This is a genomic window from Tropicimonas sp. (assembly GCF_047971885.1).
GTDB lineage: Bacteria > Pseudomonadota > Alphaproteobacteria > Rhodobacterales > Rhodobacteraceae > Tropicimonas.
In genome coordinates this window covers 93028-117632 of record NZ_JBKEAE010000027.1, presented here as the reverse complement: position 1 = coordinate 117632, position 24605 = coordinate 93028, and the positions used below count along the sequence as shown (strand labels likewise).

Annotated in this window: 17 protein-coding genes and 1 pseudogene; 14 read left to right on the top strand and 4 right to left on the bottom strand. The window is 65.5% G+C overall.

Annotation, left to right across the window (positions count from 1 at the left end):
- Both ACK5IR_RS03865 and ACK5IR_RS03860 read right to left on the bottom strand, forming a co-directional pair.
- A partial coding sequence (locus ACK5IR_RS03865) for a PepSY-associated TM helix domain-containing protein (RefSeq protein ID WP_416926097.1) occupies positions 1-1152 on the bottom strand: 1152 nt, incomplete at its 3' end.
- Positions 1153-1190: 38 nt separating this feature from the next.
- Positions 1191-1577 (bottom strand): hypothetical protein, encoded by a 387-nt coding sequence (locus ACK5IR_RS03860; RefSeq protein ID WP_416926095.1) that lies wholly within the window; start codon positions 1575-1577, stop codon positions 1191-1193.
- 254 nt (positions 1578-1831) lie between these two features.
- Here ACK5IR_RS03860 and acnA point away from each other — a divergent pair, with 254 nt between their 5' ends.
- Entirely contained in the window at positions 1832-4582 is a 2751-nt protein-coding gene (gene acnA / locus ACK5IR_RS03855) for an aconitate hydratase AcnA (protein ID WP_416926093.1), read from the top strand.
- A 250-nt stretch (positions 4583-4832) separates the two neighbouring features.
- Here acnA and ACK5IR_RS03850 read toward each other — a convergent pair whose 3' ends face one another.
- Positions 4833-6365 carry a trimethylamine methyltransferase family protein gene (locus ACK5IR_RS03850; protein WP_416926091.1) on the bottom strand — a complete coding sequence of 511 codons (1533 nt, stop codon included), beginning with the start codon at positions 6363-6365 and terminating at the stop codon, positions 4833-4835.
- A gap of 189 nt (positions 6366-6554) precedes the next feature.
- Between ACK5IR_RS03850 and guaA the strand changes: the two genes are divergently transcribed.
- The 8 genes from guaA to ACK5IR_RS03810 all read left to right on the top strand — a co-directional run bounded on the left by guaA (position 6555) and on the right by ACK5IR_RS03810 (position 15070).
- Complete coding sequence (guaA, locus tag ACK5IR_RS03845) at positions 6555-8117, top strand: glutamine-hydrolyzing GMP synthase (RefSeq protein ID WP_416926089.1); 1563 nt, start codon at positions 6555-6557, stop codon at positions 8115-8117.
- Positions 8118-8148: 31 nt separating this feature from the next.
- A complete protein-coding gene (locus tag ACK5IR_RS03840) occupies positions 8149-9084 on the top strand; it encodes a glycosyltransferase family 8 protein (protein ID WP_416926087.1) in 936 nt (311 codons plus the stop codon).
- Between the two features lie 42 nt (positions 9085-9126).
- A complete protein-coding gene (locus ACK5IR_RS03835; RefSeq protein ID WP_416926085.1) occupies positions 9127-10008 on the top strand; it encodes a DMT family transporter in 882 nt (293 codons plus the stop codon).
- Positions 10009-10174: 166 nt separating this feature from the next.
- Positions 10175-11404: an OmpP1/FadL family transporter gene (locus ACK5IR_RS03830; RefSeq protein WP_416926083.1), complete on the top strand. Its 1230-nt coding sequence runs from the start codon at positions 10175-10177 to the stop codon at positions 11402-11404.
- 106 nt (positions 11405-11510) lie between these two features.
- Positions 11511-12389, top strand: coding sequence for an ATPase (locus ACK5IR_RS03825; RefSeq protein WP_416926081.1), 879 nt, complete (start codon positions 11511-11513; stop codon positions 12387-12389).
- Positions 12390-12493: 104 nt separating this feature from the next.
- A complete protein-coding gene (gene metA / locus ACK5IR_RS03820; RefSeq protein ID WP_416926079.1) occupies positions 12494-13432 on the top strand; it encodes a homoserine O-acetyltransferase MetA in 939 nt (312 codons plus the stop codon).
- Positions 13433-13587: 155 nt separating this feature from the next.
- Positions 13588-14460: a polyphosphate kinase 2 gene (ppk2, locus tag ACK5IR_RS03815; protein WP_416926077.1), complete on the top strand. Its 873-nt coding sequence runs from the start codon at positions 13588-13590 to the stop codon at positions 14458-14460.
- A complete protein-coding gene (locus tag ACK5IR_RS03810) occupies positions 14453-15070 on the top strand; it encodes a TetR/AcrR family transcriptional regulator (protein WP_416926075.1) in 618 nt (205 codons plus the stop codon). Before ppk2 ends, ACK5IR_RS03810 begins: the two co-directional genes overlap by 8 nt.
- A 258-nt stretch (positions 15071-15328) precedes the next feature.
- Here the strand turns inward: ACK5IR_RS03810 and ACK5IR_RS03805 are convergent, their stop codons facing one another.
- The gene (locus ACK5IR_RS03805) at positions 15329-15964 is read right to left on the bottom strand and encodes a helix-turn-helix domain-containing protein (RefSeq protein ID WP_416926073.1); all 636 of its coding nucleotides are present in this window, start codon (positions 15962-15964) and stop codon (positions 15329-15331) included.
- A gap of 78 nt (positions 15965-16042) precedes the next feature.
- Here ACK5IR_RS03805 and ACK5IR_RS03800 point away from each other — a divergent pair, with 78 nt between their 5' ends.
- The 5 genes and pseudogenes from ACK5IR_RS03800 (at position 16043) to glgB (ending at position 24586) form a co-directional block, all read left to right on the top strand.
- Positions 16043-17560, top strand: a complete 1518-nt coding sequence (locus ACK5IR_RS03800; RefSeq protein ID WP_416926105.1) for an AMP-binding protein — start codon at positions 16043-16045, stop codon at positions 17558-17560.
- An 81-nt stretch (positions 17561-17641) separates the two neighbouring features.
- Positions 17642-18285, top strand: a pseudogene (locus ACK5IR_RS03795) (DsbA family oxidoreductase).
- The gene (locus ACK5IR_RS03790; RefSeq protein WP_416926071.1) at positions 18282-19526 is read left to right on the top strand and encodes a multidrug effflux MFS transporter; all 1245 of its coding nucleotides are present in this window, start codon (positions 18282-18284) and stop codon (positions 19524-19526) included. The pseudogene ACK5IR_RS03795 and the gene ACK5IR_RS03790 overlap by 4 nt, the downstream one beginning before the upstream one ends.
- Positions 19527-19936: 410 nt before the next feature.
- Positions 19937-22330: a glycogen/starch/alpha-glucan phosphorylase gene (locus ACK5IR_RS03785; protein ID WP_416926069.1), complete on the top strand. Its 2394-nt coding sequence runs from the start codon at positions 19937-19939 to the stop codon at positions 22328-22330.
- A 42-nt stretch (positions 22331-22372) separates the two neighbouring features.
- Positions 22373-24586: a 1,4-alpha-glucan branching protein GlgB gene (gene glgB, locus ACK5IR_RS03780; protein WP_416926067.1), complete on the top strand. Its 2214-nt coding sequence runs from the start codon at positions 22373-22375 to the stop codon at positions 24584-24586.
- The last annotated feature ends 19 nt before the right edge of the window (positions 24587-24605 follow it).

Below are 24605 nucleotides of genomic sequence, written 5' to 3'. Positions count from 1 at the left end.
GGCGGTGTTCAGGACCAGGTTCCAGACCCCCATGTCGCCCTCGTGGAACGCGATCCCCCAGGCCATCGCCCTGGCATAGGCCGAGTAGTCGCTGTAGCGCACATCGGCCAGTACATTGCCGGTGTACCGGTCGATGTGGATGGTACGGTCGGCCGCCGGGTTGGGCCCGTCGTTCGACATGCTGTCGTGGCTGATCGTCCAGACGCCGGTCTCGTCCTGCGGCAGGCCGATCTGGAAACGCCCGACGAAACCGAGGCTCCGGGCAAGACCGGCAACGCTGTCGATCGTGACCGCCCCCGCGATCGCGTCGGTCCCGGCCAGCGAACCCGACAATGGCATCGGCGTCTGTTCAAGCGTCCACGGAACCTCGTGCGAGCCTTCGTGGTTCATCGCGGCATGCGTCGCGTCCGACAGCGGCGCGCCCCACTTCTCCGCCGGAAAGGTGTTCCAGGCCTGCACCACGCGCTCGCCCCAGATGCCGGCCCAACTGAGCCCCGACAGCAGGAAGAGCACGAGGATCAGCGAAAGCCATGTTCCGAGCGCCCCATGCAGGGATCTCCAGAATCTCCGCCCCCTCGCGCCCGATCGCGGGATCAGCGCGTCCCGCCAGCCAGAGCCGTTGCGCGGCCAGTTCAGGTAGAGCCCGGTCACGACCAGCACCATGGCGAGGCTCGCGGCAATCTCGATCAGCCGGTCGCCGAAAGCGCCAAGCAGCAGCGTGCCGTGAACGTCGTTGGCGAGGTCATACCAGCCCGCCCGCCATGGGAAGGTGTGCAGCACCTCGCCACTGTAGGGATCGAGCGCGACACCTGTCGTACCGCTCTCGTTCCCGACCGAGAAGACGGCAACGCGATCCGCCGCGAGCGGTTCGACGTATTGCACCGCATGCCCGCCGGGCACCGCGCTCTCCGCCGCCTGCTGCAACGCGCTGACGCTTTTCAGAGCATCCGCCGGCGTTACGGCCATCCGCTCGTCGCCAAGGCCCGCGCCCCAGGAGATCCAGAGCATCGCCAGCCCTGTCACGGCCAGCATCAGCAGAAAGGGAATGACATAGAGCCCGGCATAGAAGTGCCAGCGCCAGGCAATGAAATAGTACTTGCTTGCGGCCCGGGAGTCCGCCGGAGCACCCGCTCCGTGGGTAATATCGGTCATGTTGTCCTCGACTGTACCTGAGATTTTCGGATGAAACGTCAGAGCACAGCCGGAGGGCCGGTGGAGGGCGGAAGGCCGGTTTCCCGCACCGCGACCAGAAGAAACGGGGCCGGTGGCAGCCCGACGGTAGTTGGCAAGCCGATAACGGCCGGCGCCGCAACCGGCGGCCGGAGATCCATAGCGACAGCGCCGTTCGCCCAAGAGCACTGGCCGGCGCTGTCGTCGGGCCGCTTGCGGACCGGCTCGCCGGTCGCCGGGTCCAGCACCATTTCGAGCGGCCCGTCGCCGGTGCAGATCACCAGCACCGGACCGTCCGCCGAACCTGTCGGCATCACAGTGCTGGCGATGAGAGAATGCAGCAGAAACGGCGCGATCAGCAACCACACCGCCAGCGCGTGCAACAGGCGTTTCAGCTCGTCTCCCATTGCCCACGCATAGTGAAAAGCAGCCCCACCCGTCAACTGCCGCTACACCGCCCGCATGACCGCCCGTTCCGATACCCCGGTGCGTTCCCTGCCGCCCCCCCCAATGGCTGCAATCCCGCCGGCAAGGGCAATCGCGCTTTGTGTGCCATGGTATACAAAAAATTGCCGCAGCCGGCGATCTTCGCTTGATCGTGCGCCAAAGCTCAGGCAAAGCAGCCCCAGCGAACCCCTGAACATGGAAGGGAGGCCATCTCATGCCCATCAAAGTCGGAACGGACACCGCGAAGACCCGCAAGGATCTGACCGTCGGTGGCAAGACCTATTCCTATTATTCCATTCCCGCCGCCCAGCAAGCCGGGCTTGGCGATTTCTCTCGCCTGCCGGCCTCGCTCAAGGTGGTGCTGGAGAACATGCTGCGCTTCGAGGATGCCGGTTTCACCGTATCGGTGGACGACATCAGGGCCTTTGCCGAATGGGGCGCCAACGGCGGACAGAACCCGCGCGAGATCGCCTATCGCCCGGCGCGCGTGCTGATGCAGGATTTCACCGGCGTTCCGGCGGTGGTCGACCTGGCCGCGATGCGAGACGGCATCAAGGCGCTCGGTGGCAACGCCCAGCAGATCAACCCGCTGAACCCGGTCGATCTGGTTATCGACCACTCGGTGATGATCGACGAATTCGGCAATCCGCGCGCCTTCCAGATGAACGTCGACCGCGAATACGAACGCAACATGGAGCGCTACACGTTCCTCAAGTGGGGCCAGAACGCGTTCAACAACTTCCGCGTCGTGCCGCCGGGAACCGGCATCTGCCATCAGGTCAACCTCGAATACCTGTCCAAGACGGTCTGGACCGACACCGACCAGAACGGGGCCGTGGTCGCCTATCCCGATACGCTGGTCGGCACCGACAGCCACACCACCATGGTCAACGGCGCGGCTGTGCTCGGCTGGGGCGTCGGCGGGATCGAGGCCGAGGCAGCGATGCTCGGCCAGCCGATCTCCATGCTGATCCCCGAGGTCGTCGGCTTCCGCCTGACCGGCGAGATGGTCGAGGGTACCACCGGCACCGATCTGGTGCTCAAGGTGGTCGAACTGCTGCGCAAGAAGGGCGTGGTGGGCAAGTTCGTCGAATTCTACGGCCCCGGACTCGACAATCTGCCGCTGGCGCAGCGCGCCACCATCGCCAACATGGCCCCCGAATACGGCGCCACCTGCGGCTTCTTCCCCATCGACGACGAGACCCTGCGCTACCTGCGCCAGACCGGCCGCGAGGAAGACCGGATCGCGCTGGTCGAAGCCTATGCCAAGGCAAACGGCATGTGGCGCGGCGCCGATTACGCACCGGTCTACACCGATACGCTGGAACTGGACATGGGCACCATCGTGCCGGCAATCTCGGGGCCCAAGCGCCCGCAGGATTACCTGCCGCTGACCCGTTCGGCGCAGGCGTTCGAGAAGGTCGTGGCCGATTATCGCGGTGTCGACATCTCGGTCGCGGCCGGCGAGATGGCCGACGAAGGACCCGCCGGGACAAAACCGGTGAACCTGCACAGGACCGCAGGTGTCGAGGGCGAGGACTACACGCTGCGCGACGGTTCGGTCGTGATCGCCTCGATCACCTCGTGCACCAACACCTCGAACCCCTACGTGCTGATCGGCGCCGGGCTTGTCGCGCGCAAGGCACGTGAACTGGGGCTGAACCGCAAGCCCTGGGTCAAGACCTCGCTCGCGCCGGGCTCGCAGGTGGTGACCGAATATCTCGAAGCCGCCGGGTTGCAGGAAGATCTCGACGCGATCGGTTTCAACCTCGTCGGCTACGGCTGCACCACCTGCATCGGCAACTCGGGCCCGCTTCAGCCCGAAATCTCGAAGGCGATCAACGAGAACGACCTGATCGCCACCGCCGTGCTGTCCGGCAACCGCAACTTCGAGGGCCGGATCAGCCCCGACGTGCGCGCCAACTACCTCGCCTCGCCGCCGCTGGTTGTCGCCTACGCGCTGGCCGGCGACATGAACATCGACCTGACCACCGAACCGCTCGGCAAGGGCGCAGACGGACAGGATGTCTATCTCAGGGACATCTGGCCGACCAACCACGAGATCGCCGAACTGGTTGAAAAGACGGTCACGCGCGCGGCGTTCCAGTCGAAATACGCCGATGTCTTCAAGGGTGACGAGAAGTGGCAGGAAGTCGAGACCACCGACGCCGAAACCTATAACTGGCCGTCGACCTCGACCTACATCCAGAACCCACCCTACTTCCGGGGGATCGGCATGGAGCCGGGCAGGATCGAGAACATCACCGGCGCCCGCGTTCTTGCGGTGCTCGGCGACATGATCACCACCGATCACATCTCGCCCGCCGGCTCGTTCAAGGCCGAAACTCCGGCCGGCAAGTACCTGATCGACCGTCAGGTACCGGTGCGCGAGTTCAACTCCTACGGTTCGCGGCGCGGCAACCACGAGGTGATGATGCGCGGCACCTTTGCCAACATCCGCATCCGCAACGAGATGCTGGACGGAGTCGAGGGCGGCTACACCAAGGGGCCTGACGGGCAGCAGACCTCGATCTACGATGCCGCCATGGCCTATCAGGCCGAGGGGATCCCGCTTGTGATCTTCGGTGGCGAACAATACGGCGCCGGCTCCTCGCGCGACTGGGCGGCCAAGGGCACCAACCTGCTGGGCGTCAAGGCGGTGATCGCCGAAAGCTTCGAGCGCATCCACCGCTCGAATCTGGTCGGCATGGGGGTCATCCCGTTCGAGTTCACCGGCGGCGACACGCGCCGGACACTCGGTCTGACCGGCGACGAGACGGTTTCGATCTCGGGTCTCGACACGATCAGGCCGCTGCAGGAGGTGCCCTGCACCATCGCCTCGCCCGACGGCACGGTGAAGGAAATCACCATCAAGTGCCGGATCGATACCGCTGTCGAGATCGAATACATCGAAAACGGCGGCGTGCTTCAGTACGTGCTGCGCAATCTGGCCAAATCGGCCTGATCCGGGCGCAAAACCAATGACAGGGCCGGCTAATGGGCCGGCCCTGTCATTGCGAACGCGAACGAAGCGCAACCGGCGCGTCAGGGCAACGACGCTGACGAATGCCCGTATTCACACCCGACAGACGGCATCGAGCCCGTTGTGACAAATGCATGAGCACCGAGCCGGGCCGAGTGCTGCCAGCCGTTGCGGGAACGACATTCCGCGCGACCGAGCGGCGGAGCGTCCGGATGCCCTTTCCTCAAACCCGCTACAGAAAGGCGTCCGCCATCGACGCCTTTTTCCGTTCCACGAATTCGTCGAGCGCCTGACGTATCGACGGGTCCATTTCCGGCTCGCGATACTCCGCAAGCAGCCGCTGGACACGTGCCGAGGCAAGCGCGGCCGTGTCGCGCGCGCCCTCTTCCTCCCAGGTTTCGTAGGGTTTGTAATCGAGCAGTTCGGTACGCCAGAACGCATCCTTGAAGTTGCGCTGCGTGTGGGCGCAGCCGAGGTAGTGCCCGCCCGGCCCGACCTCGCGCAGCGCATCCATCGCCTGCGCCTCGTCATCGGCGCTCACCCCCGCCGCGAGCCGGTGCAGAACGCCAAGCTGGTCGGCGTCCATGACGAATTTCTCGAACGACGCGACCAGCCCGCCTTCGAGCCAGCCACAGGCGTGCAGCATGAAGTTCACCCCCGACAGCAGGCCGGTGTTGAGCGAGTTGGCCGTTTCATAGGCCGCCTGCGCATCGGGCAGCTTCGAGCCGGTGAACGCCCCGGCCGAGCGATAGGGCAACCCCATCCGCCGTGCAAGCTGCCCCGCGCCATAGGTGATCTGCGCCGCTTCGGGGGTGCCGAAGGTCGGCGCGCCGGAATTCATGTCGATCGAGGTGACGAAGGCGCCGAAGATCACCGGCGCCCCGGGACGGACCAGTTGCGAATAGGCGACGCCGGCCATGACCTCGGCCAGAACCTGCGTCAGCGTGCCGGCCACCGAAACCGGCGCCATCGCACCGCCGACGATGAAGGGCGAGACGATACAGGCCTGATTGGCTGCCGCGTAGACCTCGAGCGCGCCCATCATCGTCGCGTCGAAGGTCAGCGGCGAATTGACGTTGACCAGCGATGTCATGACCGTCCGGTCGTTCAGGCCGCCAAACAGGATTTCGCACATCTCGACCGAATCCGCCGCCCGCGACGGTTCGGTCACCGACCCCATGAACGGCTTGTCGCTGAGCGTCATGTGGGCGTGCAGCATGTCCAGATGGCGCTTGTTCACCGCGATATCGGTGGGCTCGCAAACGGTTCCGCCCGAATGGTGCAGCCATTTCGACATGTAGCCGAGCTTCACGAAGGTCCGGAAATCCTCCATCGTCGCATAGCGGCGGCCGCCCCCCTGCCCGCGCACGAAGGGCGGGCCGTAGACCGGGGCGAGCACCAGCGACCGACCGCCGATCTCGACCGAGCGTTCGGGGTTGCGCGCATGCTGGGTGAAACGCGACGGCGCGGTGGCGCACAGCCGGCGCGCGAGGCCGCGCGGGATGCGCACCCGCTCGCCCTCGATATCGGCCCCGGCCAGCCGCCAGCGTTCCAGCGCGGCGGGATTTTCGACAAAGGCGACACCGATTTCTTCCAGCACGGTTTCGGCGTTGACCTCGACGATATCGAGCACCTCGTCCGACAGCATGTCGACATCGGGGATGTTGCGCTCGATGAAGCGGGCACATTCGATACGCAGCGCCGTCCGCTCCGCCCGGCGAGCCGCACCGCCGCCGCCGCGCCGTCTTGCCGTTGCCTCAGTCATCTCGCGCACTCCATCCGGTCCCGGTTGCTGAACCGGATTAAATCACAGCCTGCGCCGGCCGGCTGCAAATAACGGCCTTCCTTGGTCCAACAGCGACATCGCGCGCCGCCGTGCGAAACCGGCATCCGGCCCATCGCGAACGGCGCGGCGCCCCTTGCGCGCGCCATCGGCCCAACCTATCAGACGGGCATGACAGAACCTTCCCACGATCGCCTTCTCATCATCGACTTCGGCAGCCAGGTCACGCAGCTTATCGCGCGGCGCCTGCGAGAGTTGAACGTCTATTGCGAGATACATCCCTACCAGAACGTGACCGACAGTTTTCTGGCCGGATTCGCGCCCAGGGCGGTGATCTTCTCGGGCGGGCCGGCCTCTGTCATCGACGATGGATCGCCCCGCCCGCCAGCGTCGGTTTTCGACCTCGGCGTTCCAATCCTCGGCATCTGCTACGGCCAGCAGGTGATGATGCAGGAGTTGGGCGGCAAGGTCGAGCGCGGGCATGGCACGGCCGAATTCGGCCGCGCCTATGTGACCTCGACCGGGAAAACGCTCGATCTGCTGGACGGCTGGTTCAGCGACAGGACCGAACAGGTGTGGATGTCGCACGGCGACCATGTGAGCGCGATCGCCCCGGGATTCGAGGTGTTCGGCACCTCGCCCAACGCCCCGTTCGCCATCACCGCCGATCCGGCGCGCCATTTCTACGCGGTGCAGTTCCACCCCGAGGTTCACCACACGCCGAACGGCCCGAAGCTCTACGAGAACTTCGTCAGGCTGGCGGGGTTCCGGGGCGACTGGACGATGGGCGCCTATCGCGATGAGGCCATCGCGCGGATTCGCGAACGGGTCGGCAAGGCCAGGGTGATCTGCGCGCTTTCGGGCGGGGTCGACAGTTCGGTCGCCGCCGTGCTGATTCACGAGGCCATCGGCGATCAGCTGACCTGCGTTTTCGTCGACCACGGGCTGCTGCGCAAGAACGAGGCCGAGGAAGTCGTCGGCATGTTCCGCAAGCATTACAACATGCCGCTGATCCACGCCCGTGAAAGCGATCTGTTCCTGTCCGCGCTCGAAGGCGTTTCCGACCCCGAAACAAAGCGCAAGATCATCGGCAAGCTTTTCATCGACGTTTTCCAGCGCCATGCCGACGAGATTCCGGGGGTGGAATTTCTTGCGCAGGGAACGCTTTACCCCGACGTGATCGAATCGGTCAGCTTCTCGGGCGGCCCGTCGGTCACCATCAAGTCGCACCACAATGTCGGCGGCCTGCCGGAAAAGATGGGGCTGAAGCTGGTCGAGCCGCTGCGCGAACTGTTCAAGGACGAGGTGCGCGCACTGGGGCGCGAACTTGGCCTGCCGCAGAGCTTCATCGGCCGCCACCCCTTCCCCGGGCCGGGCCTCGCCATCCGCTGCCCGGGCGAAGTGACGCGCGACAAGCTGGAAATCCTGCGCGAGGCCGATGCGGTCTATATCGACCAGATCCGCAAGCACGGGCTCTATGACGAGATCTGGCAGGCCTTCGTCGCCATCCTGCCGGTGCGCACGGTCGGCGTGATGGGCGACGGACGGACCTATGATTATGCCTGCGCACTGCGCGCGGTAACCAGCGTCGACGGCATGACCGCCGATTACTACCCGTTCGGCCACGAGTTCCTCGGCGAAACCGCCACCCGGATCATCAACGAGGTCAGGGGGATCAACCGCGTCACCTATGACATCACCTCGAAACCGCCGGGAACCATCGAATGGGAGTGACCCTGCCCCGGCATGCGGCGGAGATCCGGGCGTGAGCGCCGGCACACCGCATTTCGTCTATTTCTTCGACCAGAGCTTTGCCCCCTGCACCCTGGTCTCGGTGAACTCGGTATTGCGCCGCACGCCAGGGCCTCTCCGGATCACCCTGCACCCGACCTTCGAAAGCGACGGGCTCGGCGGTGACGTGGCGGCCTTCTCAAGGGCGTTTCCCGATGCCGATCTGCGGATCCGCATTGTCGACCTGTCGGCCTGGCGCCATCTGCCGCGCGGCCGTCTGCCGCTGGCCGCGCGTTCGCGGCTGCTGATGCCCCGGCTGCACAGCGGCCGGGTGGTCTATCTCGATGGCGACGCTCTGGCGCGGCGCGACCTGACGCCGCTCTGGCAGACCGACCTGCAAGGCAATTGCATCGGCGCGGCGCTGGCCCCCGGCGTTCAGGCCATTCTCGAACGTTACCAGAACACAACCTCGGCCGCAGGACGCAGGGACGGAGAGAAGACCCTGCGCCGGGGCGAACGGCTCGACGGGCTCGACATGCGCGCCTATTTCAACTCCGGCGTGATGGTCCTCGATCTCGACCGCATCCGCACCGGGGGGCTGGCCGGGCAGATGATGGACATCGCGGCAACGGCACAATACACCTCGCGCGATCAGGACTGGCTCAACATGGTGTTTCGCGACGCGACCTTTCGGCTTGACCCGGCGTGGAATTCGGGCTGGGGCAACCCGCGCACCGCGCGACCCTATGTTTCGCCGGCGCTGCGCGCGTATTTCCGCGAAAGCCGCGAGAACCCTGCGATCGTTCATTACACCGGCTTCGAAAAGCCGTGGCAGGCGCCGAGGCCGCCCTTCCGGCTGCACCTGCTGGCAAAACCGCTGGAACGGCGCCAGCGCGCCCGCTTCTGGGCGGAATTCGGGGCGGAGCGCGCTTCCTGCGAGGCCCTGCTCGGGCGCAGGCTCTGGCAGTAAACGCCGGGGCGCGGAAATCGACAGCGACGAGAGGGCAGATCTGTGTTTCAGCGTAACGTCATGCTTGCGGCCTTGTGGATGGCCGGCGCCATCGCCTCGTTCTCGCTGATGGCGGTAGCGGGGCGCGAGGTCTCGTTCGACCACGATACCTTCGAGATCCTGTTCTATCGCTCGCTGGTCAGCTTTTCGATCGTTCTGGTCGTCGCCGGCAGCACCGGCGCGCTGCGTCAGGTCAATTCACGCCAGTTCGGGCTGCATTTCGTGCGCAACCTGTGCCATTTCACCGGCCAGAACCTGTGGTTCTACGCCCTCGCCCTGATACCGCTGGCGCAGGTCATGGCGCTGGAGTTTACCTCGCCGATCTGGGTCGCGCTGCTGGCACCGCTGGTTCTCGGCGAGCGGCTGACCCCGGTGAACGCGATTGCCGCGGTCGTCGGCTTTGCCGGCGTGCTGATGGTGGTGCGCCCCGAAGCTGGCAACATCAGCCCGCCGATGATGGCCGCCGCCGCATCGGCCATCTGTTTCGCCGCATCGGCGCTGTTCACCCGCAAGCTTTCGCGCACGGCAACCATCACCTGCATCATGTTCTGGCTGGCGCTGATGCAGGCCGTCATGGGGTTTCTCGGTGCCGCCGCCGATGGCGATATCGCCCTGCCCGCCGCGCGTTCGGTACCGTGGCTGGTCCTGATCGGGGCGACCGGGCTTTCGGCGCATTTCTGCCTTTCGACCGCGCTGTCGCTCGCCCCGGCGGCCATCGTCATGCCGATGGACTTCCTGCGCCTGCCGGTGCTGGCCATTGTCGGCGCGGTTTTCTACGCCGAACCGATCGACGCGACGATGATTCTCGGCGCGGCGGTAATTTTCCTCGCCAACTGGCTGAATATCCGCGACAGCATGCGAAGCGCGAAACACAGGTCCATCTGACAACTTCCAGTTGCATCCCGGAGCGCCACAAAGCTGTTGCCCTGCTGTGACGGTGCGTCAAAATTGACGCCGCCGCCAAGGAATTCCTAGGGTTTCAGTTGCAAGAGCGGAAACAATCGGCGGAGGGACAGGTGCCGAGTTCTGCATGTCTTCAGGGGAGGGAAAGATGAAACGTCTTGTTGCGAGTGTATCTCTGATTGCGACGGCGGCGACCGGCGCCCTTGCCGGCGGGCTGGACCGGACCGGCCAGCCGATCCAGCCGCTCTTCGAGCCGGGCGGCGCCAACGGCGGCTATCTGGAGCTTGCCTTCGGCCGGACATGGCCGTCAGTGGACGGGTCCGGTGTGGGCATCGCGCCATTTCTTTCGGGCGGTTCGTCCTACGACATCGGCAATGCCTTCAATTCCATCGGTGCCGCGTACAAGGTCGACCTCAACGATCAATGGTCGCTGGCGCTGATCTACGAACAGCCCTATGGCGCGGACGTCGACTATGGCGGCAACGCCTATGCCACCGAACTGGGCGGCACCTCGGCCCTGGCCGATACGCATGCGCTCACCGCATATCTGCGTTACAGGTTCAACGACCGCTGGAGCGTGCATGGCGGCATCCGGGCGCAGCGGATCGATGGCGAGATTTCACTGAGCGGGCTGGCTTATGGCCCCAACCCCGCCGACGCCCCCTATATCCCGGTCGAACTGGGCGGGCCGCGCGGCACGGTGAACGGCTACGACGTCGATCTCGACGGCGATACAGCCTATGGATACGTGATCGGCGGCGCCTTCGAGATCCCCGAAATCGCCGCCCGGATATCGCTGACCTACAATTCCGAGATCACCCACACCATGGACACGACCGAATCCGGCCCGGATGTGCTGATCGGTTTTGCCGGGGCTCCGATAGTCGGGCCTGCACTCAACGGGAAATCGGAAACCGAGGTCAAGACCCCGCAATCGGTCAATCTGGAGTTTCGCACCGGCATTGCCGCCGATACGCTGCTGTTCGGCTCGGTTCGCTGGGTCGACTGGAGCGCATTCAGGATCGACCCCGAACTGTTCACGAACTACACGGGCGATGGTCTGGTCGACCTTGAGGATACGACGACCTATGCGCTTGGCGTGGCGCGGCGCTTCAACGAGCAGTGGGCCGGATCGGTGGCGATGAGCTACGAGGATGCGGGCGACAGGCTGGTCTCGCCGCTGTCGCCGACCACGGGGCATTTCGCGGTCACGCTCGGCGCCTCCTACACGATGGACGCCTTTACCATCAGCGCCGGGGCCCGGCACACCTGGCTTGGCGATGCCTATGCCGAAACCGGAACGCCCGATACCAAACGGGCCGATTTCAGCGACAACACGGCAACCTCGTTCGGCGTGCGGATCGGCTACAACTTCTGATCCGGACAATGCACGACCGGCGGCAGACCCTGCCGCCGGACCGGCTTCGCCGGAGGCGGGGGAAAATGCGCTGGAAGATCGCCCCCGCCGCGGATACGACACGCCCATGAGTTTTGCACCGCTTCTATATCCTGACTCGGAATCGTGGCGCGCCGCCCCCCGCAAGCGGATCCTGCTTTTCGGCATGTCGGGTCTCGGCAAGACGCATGTCTCGAACATGCTGCGGGCGAGCGGCGCGTGGTTTCACTATTCCGCCGACTACCGTATCGGCACGCGCTACATGGGCGAACTGATCTCGGACGAATTCAAGCGCGCCGCGATGAAGGTGCCGCGCCTGCGCGAACTGCTGATGTCGGATTCGATCTACATCGCCTCGAACATCACCTTCAACAACCTCGCGCCGCTGTCGCAATACCTCGGCAAGCCGGGCGATCCGGCAAAGGGCGGCCTGCCGATCGGTGAATATCGCAAGCGGCAGGATCAGCACGCCACCGCCGAGGTTGCCGCCCTGCTCGACGCGCCGCGGTTCATCGAACGCGCACAGGAGCTTTACGGCTATCCCAATTTCGTCTGCGATTCGGGCGGCTCGATCTGCGAGGTGGTCGATCCGGACGATCCCGAAGACGCGCTCATGCGGGCGCTTTCGGACACCATGCTGATGATCTGGATCGAGGGGTCGGAAAATCACCGGCAGGAACTGATCCGGCGCTTCGACAGGGCACCGAAGCCGATGTGTTACCGGGCAGAATTTACCACCGCCTGCTGGGAAGCGTTTCTGGCCGAGACCGGCGTTGCCGGAGATGCGGTGGACCCCGACGCCTTTGTCCGTTTCGCCTATGGCCGGGCGCTGGCGGCGCGCCAGCCCGCCTATGCGGCGATGGCACGCAACTGGGGGGTCAGCATCCATGCCGACGAGATGGCCGCGGCTTCCGGTCCGGAGGCGCTCATCGACCTGATCGGCCGCGCGATAGATCGGCAGAGGTAGCAATCCGGCACCGTCGGCTGCGGCACCGCACCGCTTGAGAAGCGCGGCCGGGTGGCATATCTCTGCGCTCTCATTCACAGGGACAACCCACAAGGACGACGAAAATGCCCATCACCCTGCCCGAAAACCTGCCCGCCTTCGACGTTCTTCAGAACGAAGGCGTGATGGTCATGGGTGAAGGGCGCGCGGAACGGCAGGACATCCGCCCGATCCGCATCGGTCTGCTGAACCTGATGCCGAAGAAGATCCAGACCGAAACGCAATTTGCCCGGCTGATCGGCGCGACGCCGCTTCAGATCGACTTTCAGCTTATCCGCATCTCGTCGCACGAGACCAGAAACACCGCCGCTGAACACATGGAGGAGTTCTATCGCCCGTGGACCGACCTGACGGACGAGAAGTTCGACGGTCTGATCATCACCGGCGCCCCGATCGAACACCTGCCCTATGACGAGGTGACCTACTGGGACGAGTTGAGGCGCATTTTCGACTGGACCCAGAGCAACGTACATTCGACCTTCGGCGTCTGCTGGGGGGGGATGGCGATGCTGTACCACTTCCACGGGGTGCGGAAGTACCTGCTCGACCACAAGGCCTTCGGCTGTATCCGGCACCAGAATCTTGCCCCTGCCTCACCCTATCTGCGTGGGTTTTCCGACGATCTGCTGATGCCGGTCAGCCGCTGGACCGAGGTCCGGCAGGACGAGGTCGAGGCGCAGCCCGGCCTGATCCCGCTGATCTCCTCGGACGAGACCGGCCCGGCACTGATCGAGGACCCGGACCACCGGGCGCTCTACATGTTCAACCACTTCGAATACGACAGCGGCACGCTCAAGGAGGAGTACGACCGCGACGTCGCGGCCGGCAAACCCATCAACGTGCCGGTCAACTATTATCCGCACGACGACCCGCACGAGATACCGACCAACCGCTGGCGCAGCCATGCCCATCTTCTCTACGGCAACTGGCTCAACGAGATCTACCAGTCGACCCCGTTCGACATGGCGGCGATCGGCACCGGGCGGTACTTTCCCGAGCGGTAGCAGGCGGCGGATACCCGGTTACCCTGGCACCGGGGCATCACCCCGCCCCGGATGCAACGGTTGCAGCGATTGGTCGCGCTGCGGAACCGGCCGGATTGCGCTGAACTGCAGCGCCCGACATACTGCGCAGTGGCCGCGAAGAGTGAGGAGGTTCCATGTCGAGTCTGCCGTTCAATGGCGCGATCAGCGCCTTTTACAAGAAAAAGGCCCCCGCTTCGGTCCGCGAGGCGATCAAGGAAGGTAGCGGCAAGCCGATCCTCAACTTCGGCTATCCCTACGATTCGCGGCTGGACAAGGACGAATACGAGGAGACACTGCTCAAGCTGCAGATCGAACTGGTAAAGCTTCAGGCATGGGCGCACCGCGTCGGCGAGCGGATCGCGGTGGTCTTCGAGGGGCGCGACACCGCCGGCAAGGGCGGTGCCATCAAGCGTTTCATGGAGCACATGAACCCCCGTTCGGCGCGGGTGGTCGCCCTGTCGGCACCGACCAACCGCGAGGCGCGGCAATGGTATTTCCAGCGCTATGTCGAGCAGATGCCGGCGGGCGGCGAAATCTGCCTGTTCGACCGTTCGTGGTACAACCGCGGCGTGGTGGAAAAGGTCTTCGGTTTCTGCACCGATACCGAGCGCCAGGCCTTTTTCAAGCAATTGCCCGATTTCGAGAAACTGCTGGTCGAGGACGGCATCCGCCTGTTCAAGATCTGGCTCAACATCAGCCAGGCCGAACAGCTCAACCGCATGCTGTCGCGCGAAAGCGATCCGCTGAAACAGTGGAAGCTGTCGCAGATCGACGTCGACGGCCTGAACTACTGGGAGGAATATTCCGAGGCGATTTCGGAAACGCTGCACCTTTCGCACGAGATCTATGCCCCGTGGACGGTGATCCGCGCCGACGACAAGCGCCGCGCCCGTATCGAGAGCATCAAGCTGGTGCTGAGCCAGATCGAATACGACGGCAAGAAGGAAAAGGTCGTCGGCACGCCCGACACGCAGATCTGCGGAGGTCCTGCCCTGATTCATGCCTAAACGGGGCTACCACCACGGGAACCTCCGGCAGGCGCTGATCGACGCCGCGCTGAAGCTGATCGAGGAGAAGGGCCCGCAGGGTTTCACGCTTTCGGAAGCGGCCAAGGTCGCCGGCGTCACGCCGGCGGCGGTCTACCGGCATTTTCAGGGGCGCGACGACCTGATCGCCGCCATCGCCCTGCAGGGATTCGACATCTTCACCGATCTGATGGATTTCGCCTTCCAGAAGGGCCAGCCCTCGGCGCTGGCGAGCTTCGAGGCGACGGGCCGGGCCTATCTGGCGTTCGCCCGCAAATACCCCGGCTATTATCAGGCGATGTTCGAAAGCGGTCTGTCGCTGCAGGACAGCCCCGAACTCGCCGCCGCCTCGCACCGCGCCACGCAGGTGTTCGAACGCGCGGCCGGGGATCTGCTTCTGCGCCTTCCCCCCGACCGGCGCCCGCCACCGCAGATGGTCTCGGCCCATATCCTGGCGCTGTGCCACGGGGTGGTCGAGCTGTTCGCACGCGGAACCCCGAGCGGACGCAGCCTGTTCCCGCCCGAGGAACTTCTGGAAAGCGGGATCGGTATCTACCTGCGCGGACTGGGCCTGATCCCGCCCGACGAATGACCGGGCGGTTGCATATGTCGTTGCACGCCACCCAACGCACGCCCGGCACATGCGACTGCATGCGGGCCTTCGCCGCACGCAACGAGAATGGTGGCTGTGCGGGGCAAAGCTGCCGTTCGAAGGTCAGCCCCGGCCCGGAACAAGGGGCGTCAGCCCCGCCGGGCCGGCGGCCGACCGCCCGCACGGGCGGCCGCTTCCTCGCAGTAGCGCACCGAACGGGCGTTCGTTGTGACGGCACGACAAAGTGAAGACCGCCGGTCAGGTCAGGGCCGTCACCCAGAGGATCGTGGCGTCCTCCTGGCTGACCGAGACCACGTTGTGGCCCATCGTCGCGTCGTAATAGGCGCTGTCGCCCCGGCGCAGTTCAACGGGGGCGTAGAACTCGGTATAGAGACGGATCACGCCGGTCAGCACCAGCAGGAACTCCTCGCCCTCGTGGCGGACCCAGCCGTCGAACTCCTCCATCGCGCGGGCACGGATTCGCGCCCGGTAGGGCAGCATCTTCTTGCCGGTCAGGTTCCCGGCCAGAAGCTCGTGCTCGTAGGTGGCGGTGGCATGCGCCGCGCCCTCGCCTGCTGTGGTCAGCGAAAGCCGGCCGTTGGCGCCGGACTGCGCGGGCGGCGTGAAAAGCTGCGGCACCGAGATCTTCAGCCCCTCGGCCAGTTTCTTAAGCGCCTCATAGGTGGGCGACATCTGGCCGTTCTCGATCTTCGACAGGGTCGAACGCGCCAGCCCCGCCTGCCCGGCGGCCTGTTCCAGCGTCCAGCCCTTGGCCTTGCGCAGCGCCCGCACCCGTTCGCCGAGATCGAGCGCCTGCACCTCGGCCGGACCGCCGGCCTCGCGGGCGATGCGGATCAGGGATCGGGGGTCGGTCTGCTGGACGTGTTCTGACATGGCGTTCTTCTAGGGCGCGGCAAAGCCTCGTGCAATGGCGCCGCTTGCCAGATGCGCTCCGGTTTCGTACCGGTTGGCATGACCTCGATCCATCGCGATGGCGGCCCGGTTCCGCCGCCCGACAGTTTCAACATGGCCGCCCATGTGCTGGGCCGGGCCGGGCAACTGGCCGACAAGACCGCGCTTGCCATCGTCTCGCCGGCGCGGGCGACGCGCTGGCGCTACGGTGCGCTGGCGCAGGCAGTCGAGGGGATCGCGGCGGGCCTGATGGAATCCGGGCTGCAACCCGGCGACCGGCTGCTGATGCGGCTGGGCAACGAGGTGGAATTTCCGCTCGCCTATCTCGGCGCGATCTGGGCCGGGATCGTCCCCATCCCCGCCTCGGCCGCCCTGACTGTGCCCGAAATCAGCCGCATCGCCGCCGAGACGCGCCCTGCCGCCATCATCGCCGCGCCCGACATCTCGCTGCCCGAAGGGAGCGACGTGCCGGTTCTTCCCGCGCTCGCGCTGCGCGAGATGGAGACCTGCCCGCCGGCGCCGCCGGCGATGGGCGATCCGAACCGGCCTGCCTATATCGTCTACACCTCCGGCACCTCGGGGCAGCCGCGCGGGGTGGTCCACGCGCACCGCGCGATCTGGGCGCGGCAGATGATGTGGCGCGACTGGTACGACCTGCACGAGGACGACCGGCTGCTGCACGCCGGCGCCTTCAACTGGACCTTCACGCTCGGCACCGGGCTGATGGACCCCTGGGCCATCGGCGCGACAGCACTCATCCCCGCCGACGGGGTGAGCCCGGCGCAGCTTCCCCTGCTGCTCAGGCGCCACGACGCGACGCTTTTCGCCGCCGCTCCCGGTGTCTATCGCCAGATGCTGCGCGAACACCCGGCACTCGATCTGCCGAAGCTGCGACACGGGCTTGCCGCCGGCGAACGCCTGCCCGACGCAACCCGCAAGGCCTGGCACGCGGCGACCGGCCGGGTGGTGCACGAGGCGCTCGGCATGTCCGAGGTTTCGACCTACCTGTCAGGCAGCCCCGGCCGCCCCGCTCCCGAGGGGACAAGCGGCTATCCGCAGCGCGGGCGCCGTCTCGCCGTTCTGGACGGCGACGGTGCCCCCGTCGCGCGCGGAACGCCCGGCACGCTGGCGGTGCATCGCAGCGACCCGGGACTGATGCTGGAATACCTCGACGCGCCCGGCGATACCGCCGCGCGCTACCGCGGCGAGTGGTTCGTCACAGGCGATACCGTGGTCATGGCGGCCGACGGCGCCATCTCCTTTCTGGGCCGCGACGACGACATGATGAACGCCGGCGGCTACCGGGTTTCGCCGCTCGAGGTTGAGGCCGTGCTGGCGACCCACCCGGACATTTCCGAAATCGCCTGCGCCGAGATCGAGGTAAAGGCCGATACGCGGGTGATCGGGGCGTTCTATACCAGCGCCGTGCCGCTCGACGCGCAGGCGCTTGAGATCTTCGCCGCCGAACGGCTGGCGCGATACAAATGCCCGCGCATCTTCACCCGCCTGCCCACCCTGCCCCGGGCCGGAAACGGCAAGATCGACCGCAAGTCGCTGCGGCGCGCGCCACCTGCCTGACGGGCGTTTCCCGGCACCGGCGCAGGGGGCCTGTGCGGTATTTGTCCTTGGCTTCGGGGATCAGGCTGCTAGAGGACGGGAATGATCAAGCTCGACATCCTCTCCGATCCGATTTGTCCGTGGTGCTATATCGGCAAGGCAAACCTGTTCCGCGCCCTCGAAACACGGCCGGACCATCCGTTCGCCATCGAATGGCATCCGTTCCAGCTCAACCCCGACATGCCGCCCCAGGGCATGGACCGGCGGGACTATCTGGAAACCAAGTTCGGCGGCAGGGAGCAGGCGGTCGCCGCCTATGCACGTGTCGCCGAGGCCGCCGGGCAGGCGGGGCTCGCCATCGACTTCGGGGCCATCGAGCGGACGCCCAGCACGCTCGACGCGCACCGCCTGATCCACTGGGCCGGAATCGAGGGGCGCCAGACGCCGGCGGTCGGCGCCAGTTCGAGGCCTATTTCGCGCAGGGGCGCGATATCGGCGCGCACGAGGTTCTGGCCGATATCGCCGACAGCATCGGCATGGACGCGGCGATGATCCACCGGCTGCTCGCCTCGGATGCCGATGCCGACGATATCCGCGCCCGCGACGCCAGCGCGCGCGAACGCGGCGTTACCGGCGTTCCGACATTCGTCATCGCCAATCAGCATGTCGTCCCGGGGGCGCAGCCCTCCGACCTCTGGGTGAAACTGATCGACGAGATCAACGACCAGATCGAAAGCCCCCGATGAGCGATACGCTGCTTCATCCCCACCCGGTCAGGCGCCTGCCGATGGCCGAGTTCATCGCGATGATGGCGATGTCCTTTGCGGTGGTCGCCTTCTCGATCGACGCGATGCTGCCGGCCCTGCCCGAGATCGCGGCCGAGATCAGCGCCGCCGATCCGAACCGCGCCCAGCTGATCATCACCAGTTTCGTTCTGGGCATGGGGATTGGCACCCTGTTCACCGGTCCGGTTTCGGACGGTGTCGGGCGCAAGCCGGTGATCGTCTTCGGGGCGGCGCTCTACATGCTGGGCGCGGTGATGGCGTGGCGCGCCGCGACCATCGAGGCCATGTTCGCCGCGCGCATGTTGCAGGGCATCGGCGCGGCGGGCCCTCGCGTCGTCGGCATGGCGATGATCCGCGATCTCTACTCGGGGCGGCAGATGGCGCGGCTGATGTCGTTCATCATGCTGGTCTTCACCATCGTTCCGGCCCTTGCGCCAACCATCGGCGCGGCGATCATCATGGCCGCCGGATGGCGGGCGATCTTTGGCGCCTTCATCCTGTTTTGCGGCATCGCCACGATCTGGCTGGTCACCCGGCAGGCCGAGACCCTGCCCCGGCACGAGCGCCGTTCGTTCCGGCTTGCCGTTCTGTTCGAGGGGATACGCGAGATCTTCACCAACCGGGTGGTTGTCCTTTCGCTGGCAGCCCAGTCGATCGGCTTCGCCATCCTGTTTTCGACCATCTCGTCCACCCAGCAGATATTCGACGAGACCTATGGCCACGGCGCCGACTTCCCTCTCTGGTTCGGCGGCATCGCGCTTTGTTCGGGCACTTCGGGGCTGGTCAACGCCGCGCTCGTCGGGCGGCTGGGGATGCGCTACATGATCACCACCATGTTCGCCATCCAGGTTGTCATCTCGGGCGTGGTGGTGGCGTCGTTTCTCGGCGGCTCTCTCGGCCAGCCGGCCCAGTTCGCCGTCTATGTGGTCTGGACGGCGGGCATCTTCTTCCAGACCGGGCTGACACTGGGAAACCTCAACGCGCTGGCGATGGAACCGATGGGGCATCTGGCCGGACTGACCGCATCGGTCACCGGCTCGGCCGCGACGGTCATTGCGGTGCTGCTCGCCATTCCCATCGGGCTTGCCTTCGACGGCACGCCGCTGCCGCTGATGATCGGGACCTTCCTGCTGACGCTCGCCGCCCTGGCGATCATGCTGGTGATGCGGTGGATGGATCAGCGCGCCCGGCCGGTGCGCTGACGACACCGGCCACAGCGGCGGATCGACAGGCGCTCGGGGCGAATACCGATTCCCGCCGGCGGCGTTTCGGGCGCTTCCAGACTGCGACATGCTGGCGCGTCCATAGCGCTTTGGTATTCAGGAAAACGCGATTTTTCTGTGACTGTGCGCGCTAACGGCCACAGCCGGACTCCCGTTTCCGAAGGCCATCGCGGCGCGAATCGGCGCAAAATACCCGTCTGCGCGCCGGGTAACGCCCGTTGCGGACGGGAAAACACCCCACCCCGGCGGATTCCCGCCTCGCGGTGCCGGGCGTCGCGGCGTCAGTCGCCGGATATCGCGGGACTTGCGCGACAGCACCCACTCGGAAATAACCGGCGCTGACAGATTATGAGTAGCGCGGACCGCCCGCGCACCCCAAAGGATACCGTATGACCTCCGCCGACATGAAATCCGCCATCCTCCATCATCTGGTCTACACGCTCGGCAAGGACGCGGGCCACGCCCAGGTCTATGACTGGCGCATGGCCCTGTCCTATGCCGTTCGCGACAGGATCGTCGATCACTGGTTCGAATCCACCCGCCGCTCCTATGCCGAAAAGTGCAAGCGCGTGTATTACCTGTCGATGGAGTTCCTGATCGGCCGCCTGTTGCAGGACGCCATCATCAACCTGCGTCTGGAAGACATCACGCTCGACGCGCTGAGCGAACTGAAGCTCGACTACAAGGCGCTGCTCGAAGACGAGCCCGACGCTGCGCTCGGCAATGGCGGCCTCGGCCGGCTGGCCGCCTGCTTCATGGAATCGATGGCCACGCTTGGCCTGCCTGCCATGGGCTACGGCATCCGCTACGAAAACGGTCTGTTCCGGCAAAGCTTCGAGGACGGCCGCCAGATCGAGGAGCCCGAGGACTGGCTGAGCCAGACCGACCCGTGGGAATTCGTGCGCCCCGAGGTTTCGATCGACATCGGCTTTGGCGGCCATGTGCAGGAGATGGGCAATCGCGCCAACTGGTACCCGTCGGAACTGCTGATCGCGATGGGGCACGACACGCCGGCAATCGGCTGGAAGGGCCGCTGGGGCAATACGCTGCGTCTGTGGGAGGCCCGTCCGATGCGCGGCTTCGATCTGGCACGGTTCAACCGCGGCGACTATGCCGCCGCCGCCGAGCCCGAGGCACTGGCGCGCACGCTGTCGCGGGTACTCTACCCGGATGACACCACCGAACAGGGCAAGGAACTGCGGCTGAAGCAGGAGTACTTCTTCACCGCCGCGTCGCTGCGCGACATCCTCCGCCGCTTCGAAAGCGAATACAATGATCTGGCCCTGCTGCCCAGGAAGGCCGCGATCCAGATGAACGACACGCACCCAGCCATCGCCGGCCCGGAGCTTGTCCGCCTGCTCCACGACGAGCGCGGCATGGATTTCGACGAGGCTGTCGCCATCGCGCGCAAGACGCTGTCCTACACCAACCACACCCTGCTGCCCGAAGCGCTGGAAACCTGGGGCGAGGCCCGCATGGGCCGGCTGCTGCCGCGCCACATGCAGTTGATCGACCGGATCGACGATCTGGAACGGCGCGAGAACGGCCCCCGGGCGATCGCCTCGCACCGCGACGGCAAGGTGCACATGGGCACGCTGGGCTTTGTCATGTCACACAAGGTCAATGGCGTTTCGGCGCTGCACACCGAACTGATGAAGACCACCGTCTTCAAGGACCTGAACGAGTTGCACCCGGGCAGGATCGTCAACGAGACCAACGGTGTCACGCCGCGCCGCTGGCTGCTGGCAAGCAACCCGCGCCTGTCCGGGCTGATCACCGAAACCATCGGCGAGGGCTGGGTCGACGATCTCGAACAGCTTGCGAAGCTGGAGCCTTTCATCGACGACACCGCCTTTCTCGACCGTTTCGCCGCCGCGAAGCGCGCCAACAAGGACGACCTGGCCCGCTGGTTCGCCAGCGAACTCGAGGTCAGCGTCGATCCCGAAGCGATCTTCGACATTCAGGTCAAACGCATCCACGAATACAAGCGTCAGCACCTGAACCTGCTTGAAACGATCGCGCACTGGCTCGAGATCCGCGACAATCCGAACCATGGCTGGACCCCGCGCGTGAAGATCTTCGGCGGCAAGGCCTTCCCGGGCTATCTCTTCGCCAAGGAGATCGTGCACCTGACCAACGACATCGCGAAGGTGCTCAACAGCGATCCGCTGACCAGCCGCTACCTGAAGGTCGTCTTTCCGCCGAACTACAACGTCAGCCTGGCCGAGCGCCTGATCCCGGCCGCCGACCTGTCCGAGCAGATCTCGACCGCCGGCAAGGAAGCGAGCGGAACCGGCAACATGAAGTTCGCTCTCAACGGCGCGCCCACTGTCGGAACGCTCGACGGCGCGAATGTCGAGATTCGCGAACTGGTGGGGGCCGACAACTTCTTCCTCTTCGGCATGACCGCCGACGAGGTGGAGGAGCGCCGCAAGATAGAGGGCCATGCCGCGCGCGCGATCGCCGCCGATCCGCGGCTTGCCCGTGCCATCGAGACGATCCGCTCGGGCCGGTTCAGCCCCGAGGATCCGGGCCGCTACCGCGGTATCGCCGACAATCTGGAGTACCAGGATTATTTCATGGTCTGCTCCGATTTCACCGATTACTGGCGCGCGCAGCGCGAGATCGACACCGCCTTCCTCGACCGCGCACACTGGTCGCGGATGGCGGCCCTGAATACGGCGCGTTCGGGCTGGTTCTCGTCAGACCGGACGATCCATGGCTATATGGCCGATATCTGGCACGCCGAGGCGGCCCCCCTGGTCGCGGACGCCGCCGAATAGGTGCCGGGTTGCGGAAACGAAGTGAAGGAGTAGCGTGAAGCCATGACAGACACGTTGACAGAAGACCCGAAGTTTCCGCACGACACCGAAACCGCATGGAGAATCGCCGGGGGGAGGCTCTCGGATCCGTTTGCGGTGCTCGGCCCGCATGAGTTCGAAGGCGATGTCTGGGTCACCGCCTTCGATCCGGGGGCAGGTTCCATGGCTGCCGTGATCGGTGGAACGGACTATCCGCTCGCTCCCTATCCGGGCGTTCCGGGTGTCTTCTGCGGCAGGATTCCGCAGCGGACTGCCTATCAGTTGAAAGGGACGAGCGCCGCCGGCGAAACCTGGCTGAATGAAGATCCCTATCGCTTTTCCCCCGTCATCGGCGAGATGGACGAGTACCTTCTCGGCGAGGGTACACACCGGCGGGTGTGGAAGGTTCTCGGCGCCCATGTGATGGAGCACGAGGGCGTGCGCGGCAGCCATTTCGCGGTCTGGGCGCCCAACGCGCAGCGCGTCGCCGTCGTCTGCGACTACAATTCCTGGGACGGGCGGCGCAGCCCGATGCGGCGGCGCGGTGTCACCGGTGTGTGGGAAATCTTCATCCCCGGCATCGGCGACGGCGCCTCCTACAAGTACGAGATCATCGGCGCGCAGGGCCAGTTGATGGCGCTCAAGGCGGATCCGGTCGGCTTTGGCGCCGAACATCCGCCCGCCACCGCCAGCGTCGTGCGCGACATCGCGGGCTATGGCTGGCACGACAAGGCATGGATGGAGGCGCGCCCCGACATCAACCGCCATGACAAGCCGATCTCGATCTACGAGGTGCATCTCGGCTCGTGGAAGCGCATCCGCGCCGAGGGCAACCGCCCCCTTTCCTACAAGGAAGCCGCCGGCGAGCTGGTTGCCTATGTCAAGGAGATGGGCTTCACCCATATCGAGTTCCTGCCGATCAGCGAATACCCCTTCGACGGATCGTGGGGCTATCAGCCCATCGGTCTGTTCGCGCCGACCATCCGCTTCGGCCCGCCGCACGAGTTCCGCGATCTGGTCGATGCCGCGCACCGCGCCGGGCTTGGCGTCATCCTCGACTGGGTTCCCGGCCATTTTCCGACCGACGTGCACGGGCTGATGCAGTTCGACGGAACCGCACTTTACGAGCACGCCGATCCGCGCGAGGGGTTCCATCAGGACTGGAACACCGCGATCTACAACTACGGCCGGACCGAGGTCGCCAATTTCCTGATCTCCAACGCGCTCTACTGGCTTGAGGAATACCATGTAGACGGGCTGCGGGTGGATGCGGTCGCCTCGATGCTCTATCGCGACTACTCGCGCAAGGAGGGCGAGTGGATTCCCAACAAGGATGGCGGGCGCGAGAACTACGAGGCCATCGCCCTGCTGCAACGGACCAACGCCATCTGCTACGGCGAGGTGCCGGGCATCCTGACGGCGGCCGAGGAAAGCACCTCGTTCCCTGGCGTGTCCAAACCCGTCGACGCGGGCGGGCTGGGCTTCGGCTTCAAGTGGAACATGGGCTGGATGAACGACACGCTCGACTATATCGAGCGCGAACCCGTCCATCGCAAGCACCATCACCACCAGATGACCTTCGGCATCCACTACGCTTTCAGCGAGAATTTCATCCTGCCGATCAGCCATGACGAGGTGGTGCACGGCAAGGGTTCGATGCTGACCAAGATGCCGGGGCCGGAGGGCGAGAAATTCGCCAACCTGCGCGCCTATTACGGTTTCATGTGGGGTCATCCGGGCAAGAAGCTGCTCTTCATGGGCTGCGAGATCGCGCAATGGTCCGAGTGGAACTATCAGGAGCAGATCGACTGGCAGGCGGCCGAATACCCCACCCACGCGGGGGTGCAGCGCCTGGTCCGGGATCTCAACACGCTCTACACCACCACACCGGCGCTCTACGTCAAGGATTGCCAGCCCGGCGGTTTCGAATGGCTCGAAGCCAACGACATGGACAATTCGGTCTATGCCTGGATACGCCGCGGCGAGGCCGGCGACCCCGAGGCGGTCGTTGTCTGCAACTTCACCCCGGTGGAACGCAGCGGCTACAGGGTCGGCTTCCCGGCCGGCGGGCGCTGGCGCGAGGCGCTCAACACCGATGCCACCGCCTATGGCGGCGGCGGGCGCGGCAACATGGGATCGGTCACCGCCGAAGAGCGCGACTGGCACGGGCAGGATTTCTCTGCCGCCGTCACCATCCCGCCGCTGACAACACTTGTGTTCGTCCACGAGGGCGACTGAATTGCGTACAACCGGGAGG

Bases quoted from the DNA above. Each gene is read 5' to 3' on its own strand.
- ACK5IR_RS03800 (WP_416926105.1), top strand. From the start codon at position 16,043: ATGACCTCGATCCATCGCGATGGCGGCCCGGTTCCGCCGCCCGACAGT.
- acnA (WP_416926093.1), top strand. From the start codon at position 1,832: ATGCCCATCAAAGTCGGAACGGACACCGCGAAGACCCGCAAGGATCTG.
- ACK5IR_RS03810 (WP_416926075.1), top strand. From the start codon at position 14,453: ATGCCTAAACGGGGCTACCACCACGGGAACCTCCGGCAGGCGCTGATC.
- metA (WP_416926079.1), top strand. From the start codon at position 12,494: ATGCCCATCACCCTGCCCGAAAACCTGCCCGCCTTCGACGTTCTTCAG.
- ACK5IR_RS03830 (WP_416926083.1), top strand. From the start codon at position 10,175: ATGAAACGTCTTGTTGCGAGTGTATCTCTGATTGCGACGGCGGCGACC.
- ACK5IR_RS03825 (WP_416926081.1), top strand. From the start codon at position 11,511: ATGAGTTTTGCACCGCTTCTATATCCTGACTCGGAATCGTGGCGCGCC.
- ACK5IR_RS03860 (WP_416926095.1), bottom strand. From the start codon at position 1,577: ATGGGAGACGAGCTGAAACGCCTGTTGCACGCGCTGGCGGTGTGGTTG.
- ACK5IR_RS03805 (WP_416926073.1), bottom strand. From the start codon at position 15,964: ATGTCAGAACACGTCCAGCAGACCGACCCCCGATCCCTGATCCGCATC.
- ACK5IR_RS03850 (WP_416926091.1), bottom strand. From the start codon at position 6,365: ATGACTGAGGCAACGGCAAGACGGCGCGGCGGCGGCGGTGCGGCTCGC.
- guaA (WP_416926089.1), top strand. From the start codon at position 6,555: ATGACAGAACCTTCCCACGATCGCCTTCTCATCATCGACTTCGGCAGC.
- ppk2 (WP_416926077.1), top strand. From the start codon at position 13,588: ATGTCGAGTCTGCCGTTCAATGGCGCGATCAGCGCCTTTTACAAGAAA.
- ACK5IR_RS03785 (WP_416926069.1), top strand. From the start codon at position 19,937: ATGACCTCCGCCGACATGAAATCCGCCATCCTCCATCATCTGGTCTAC.
- glgB (WP_416926067.1), top strand. From the start codon at position 22,373: ATGACAGACACGTTGACAGAAGACCCGAAGTTTCCGCACGACACCGAA.
- ACK5IR_RS03790 (WP_416926071.1), top strand. From the start codon at position 18,282: ATGAGCGATACGCTGCTTCATCCCCACCCGGTCAGGCGCCTGCCGATG.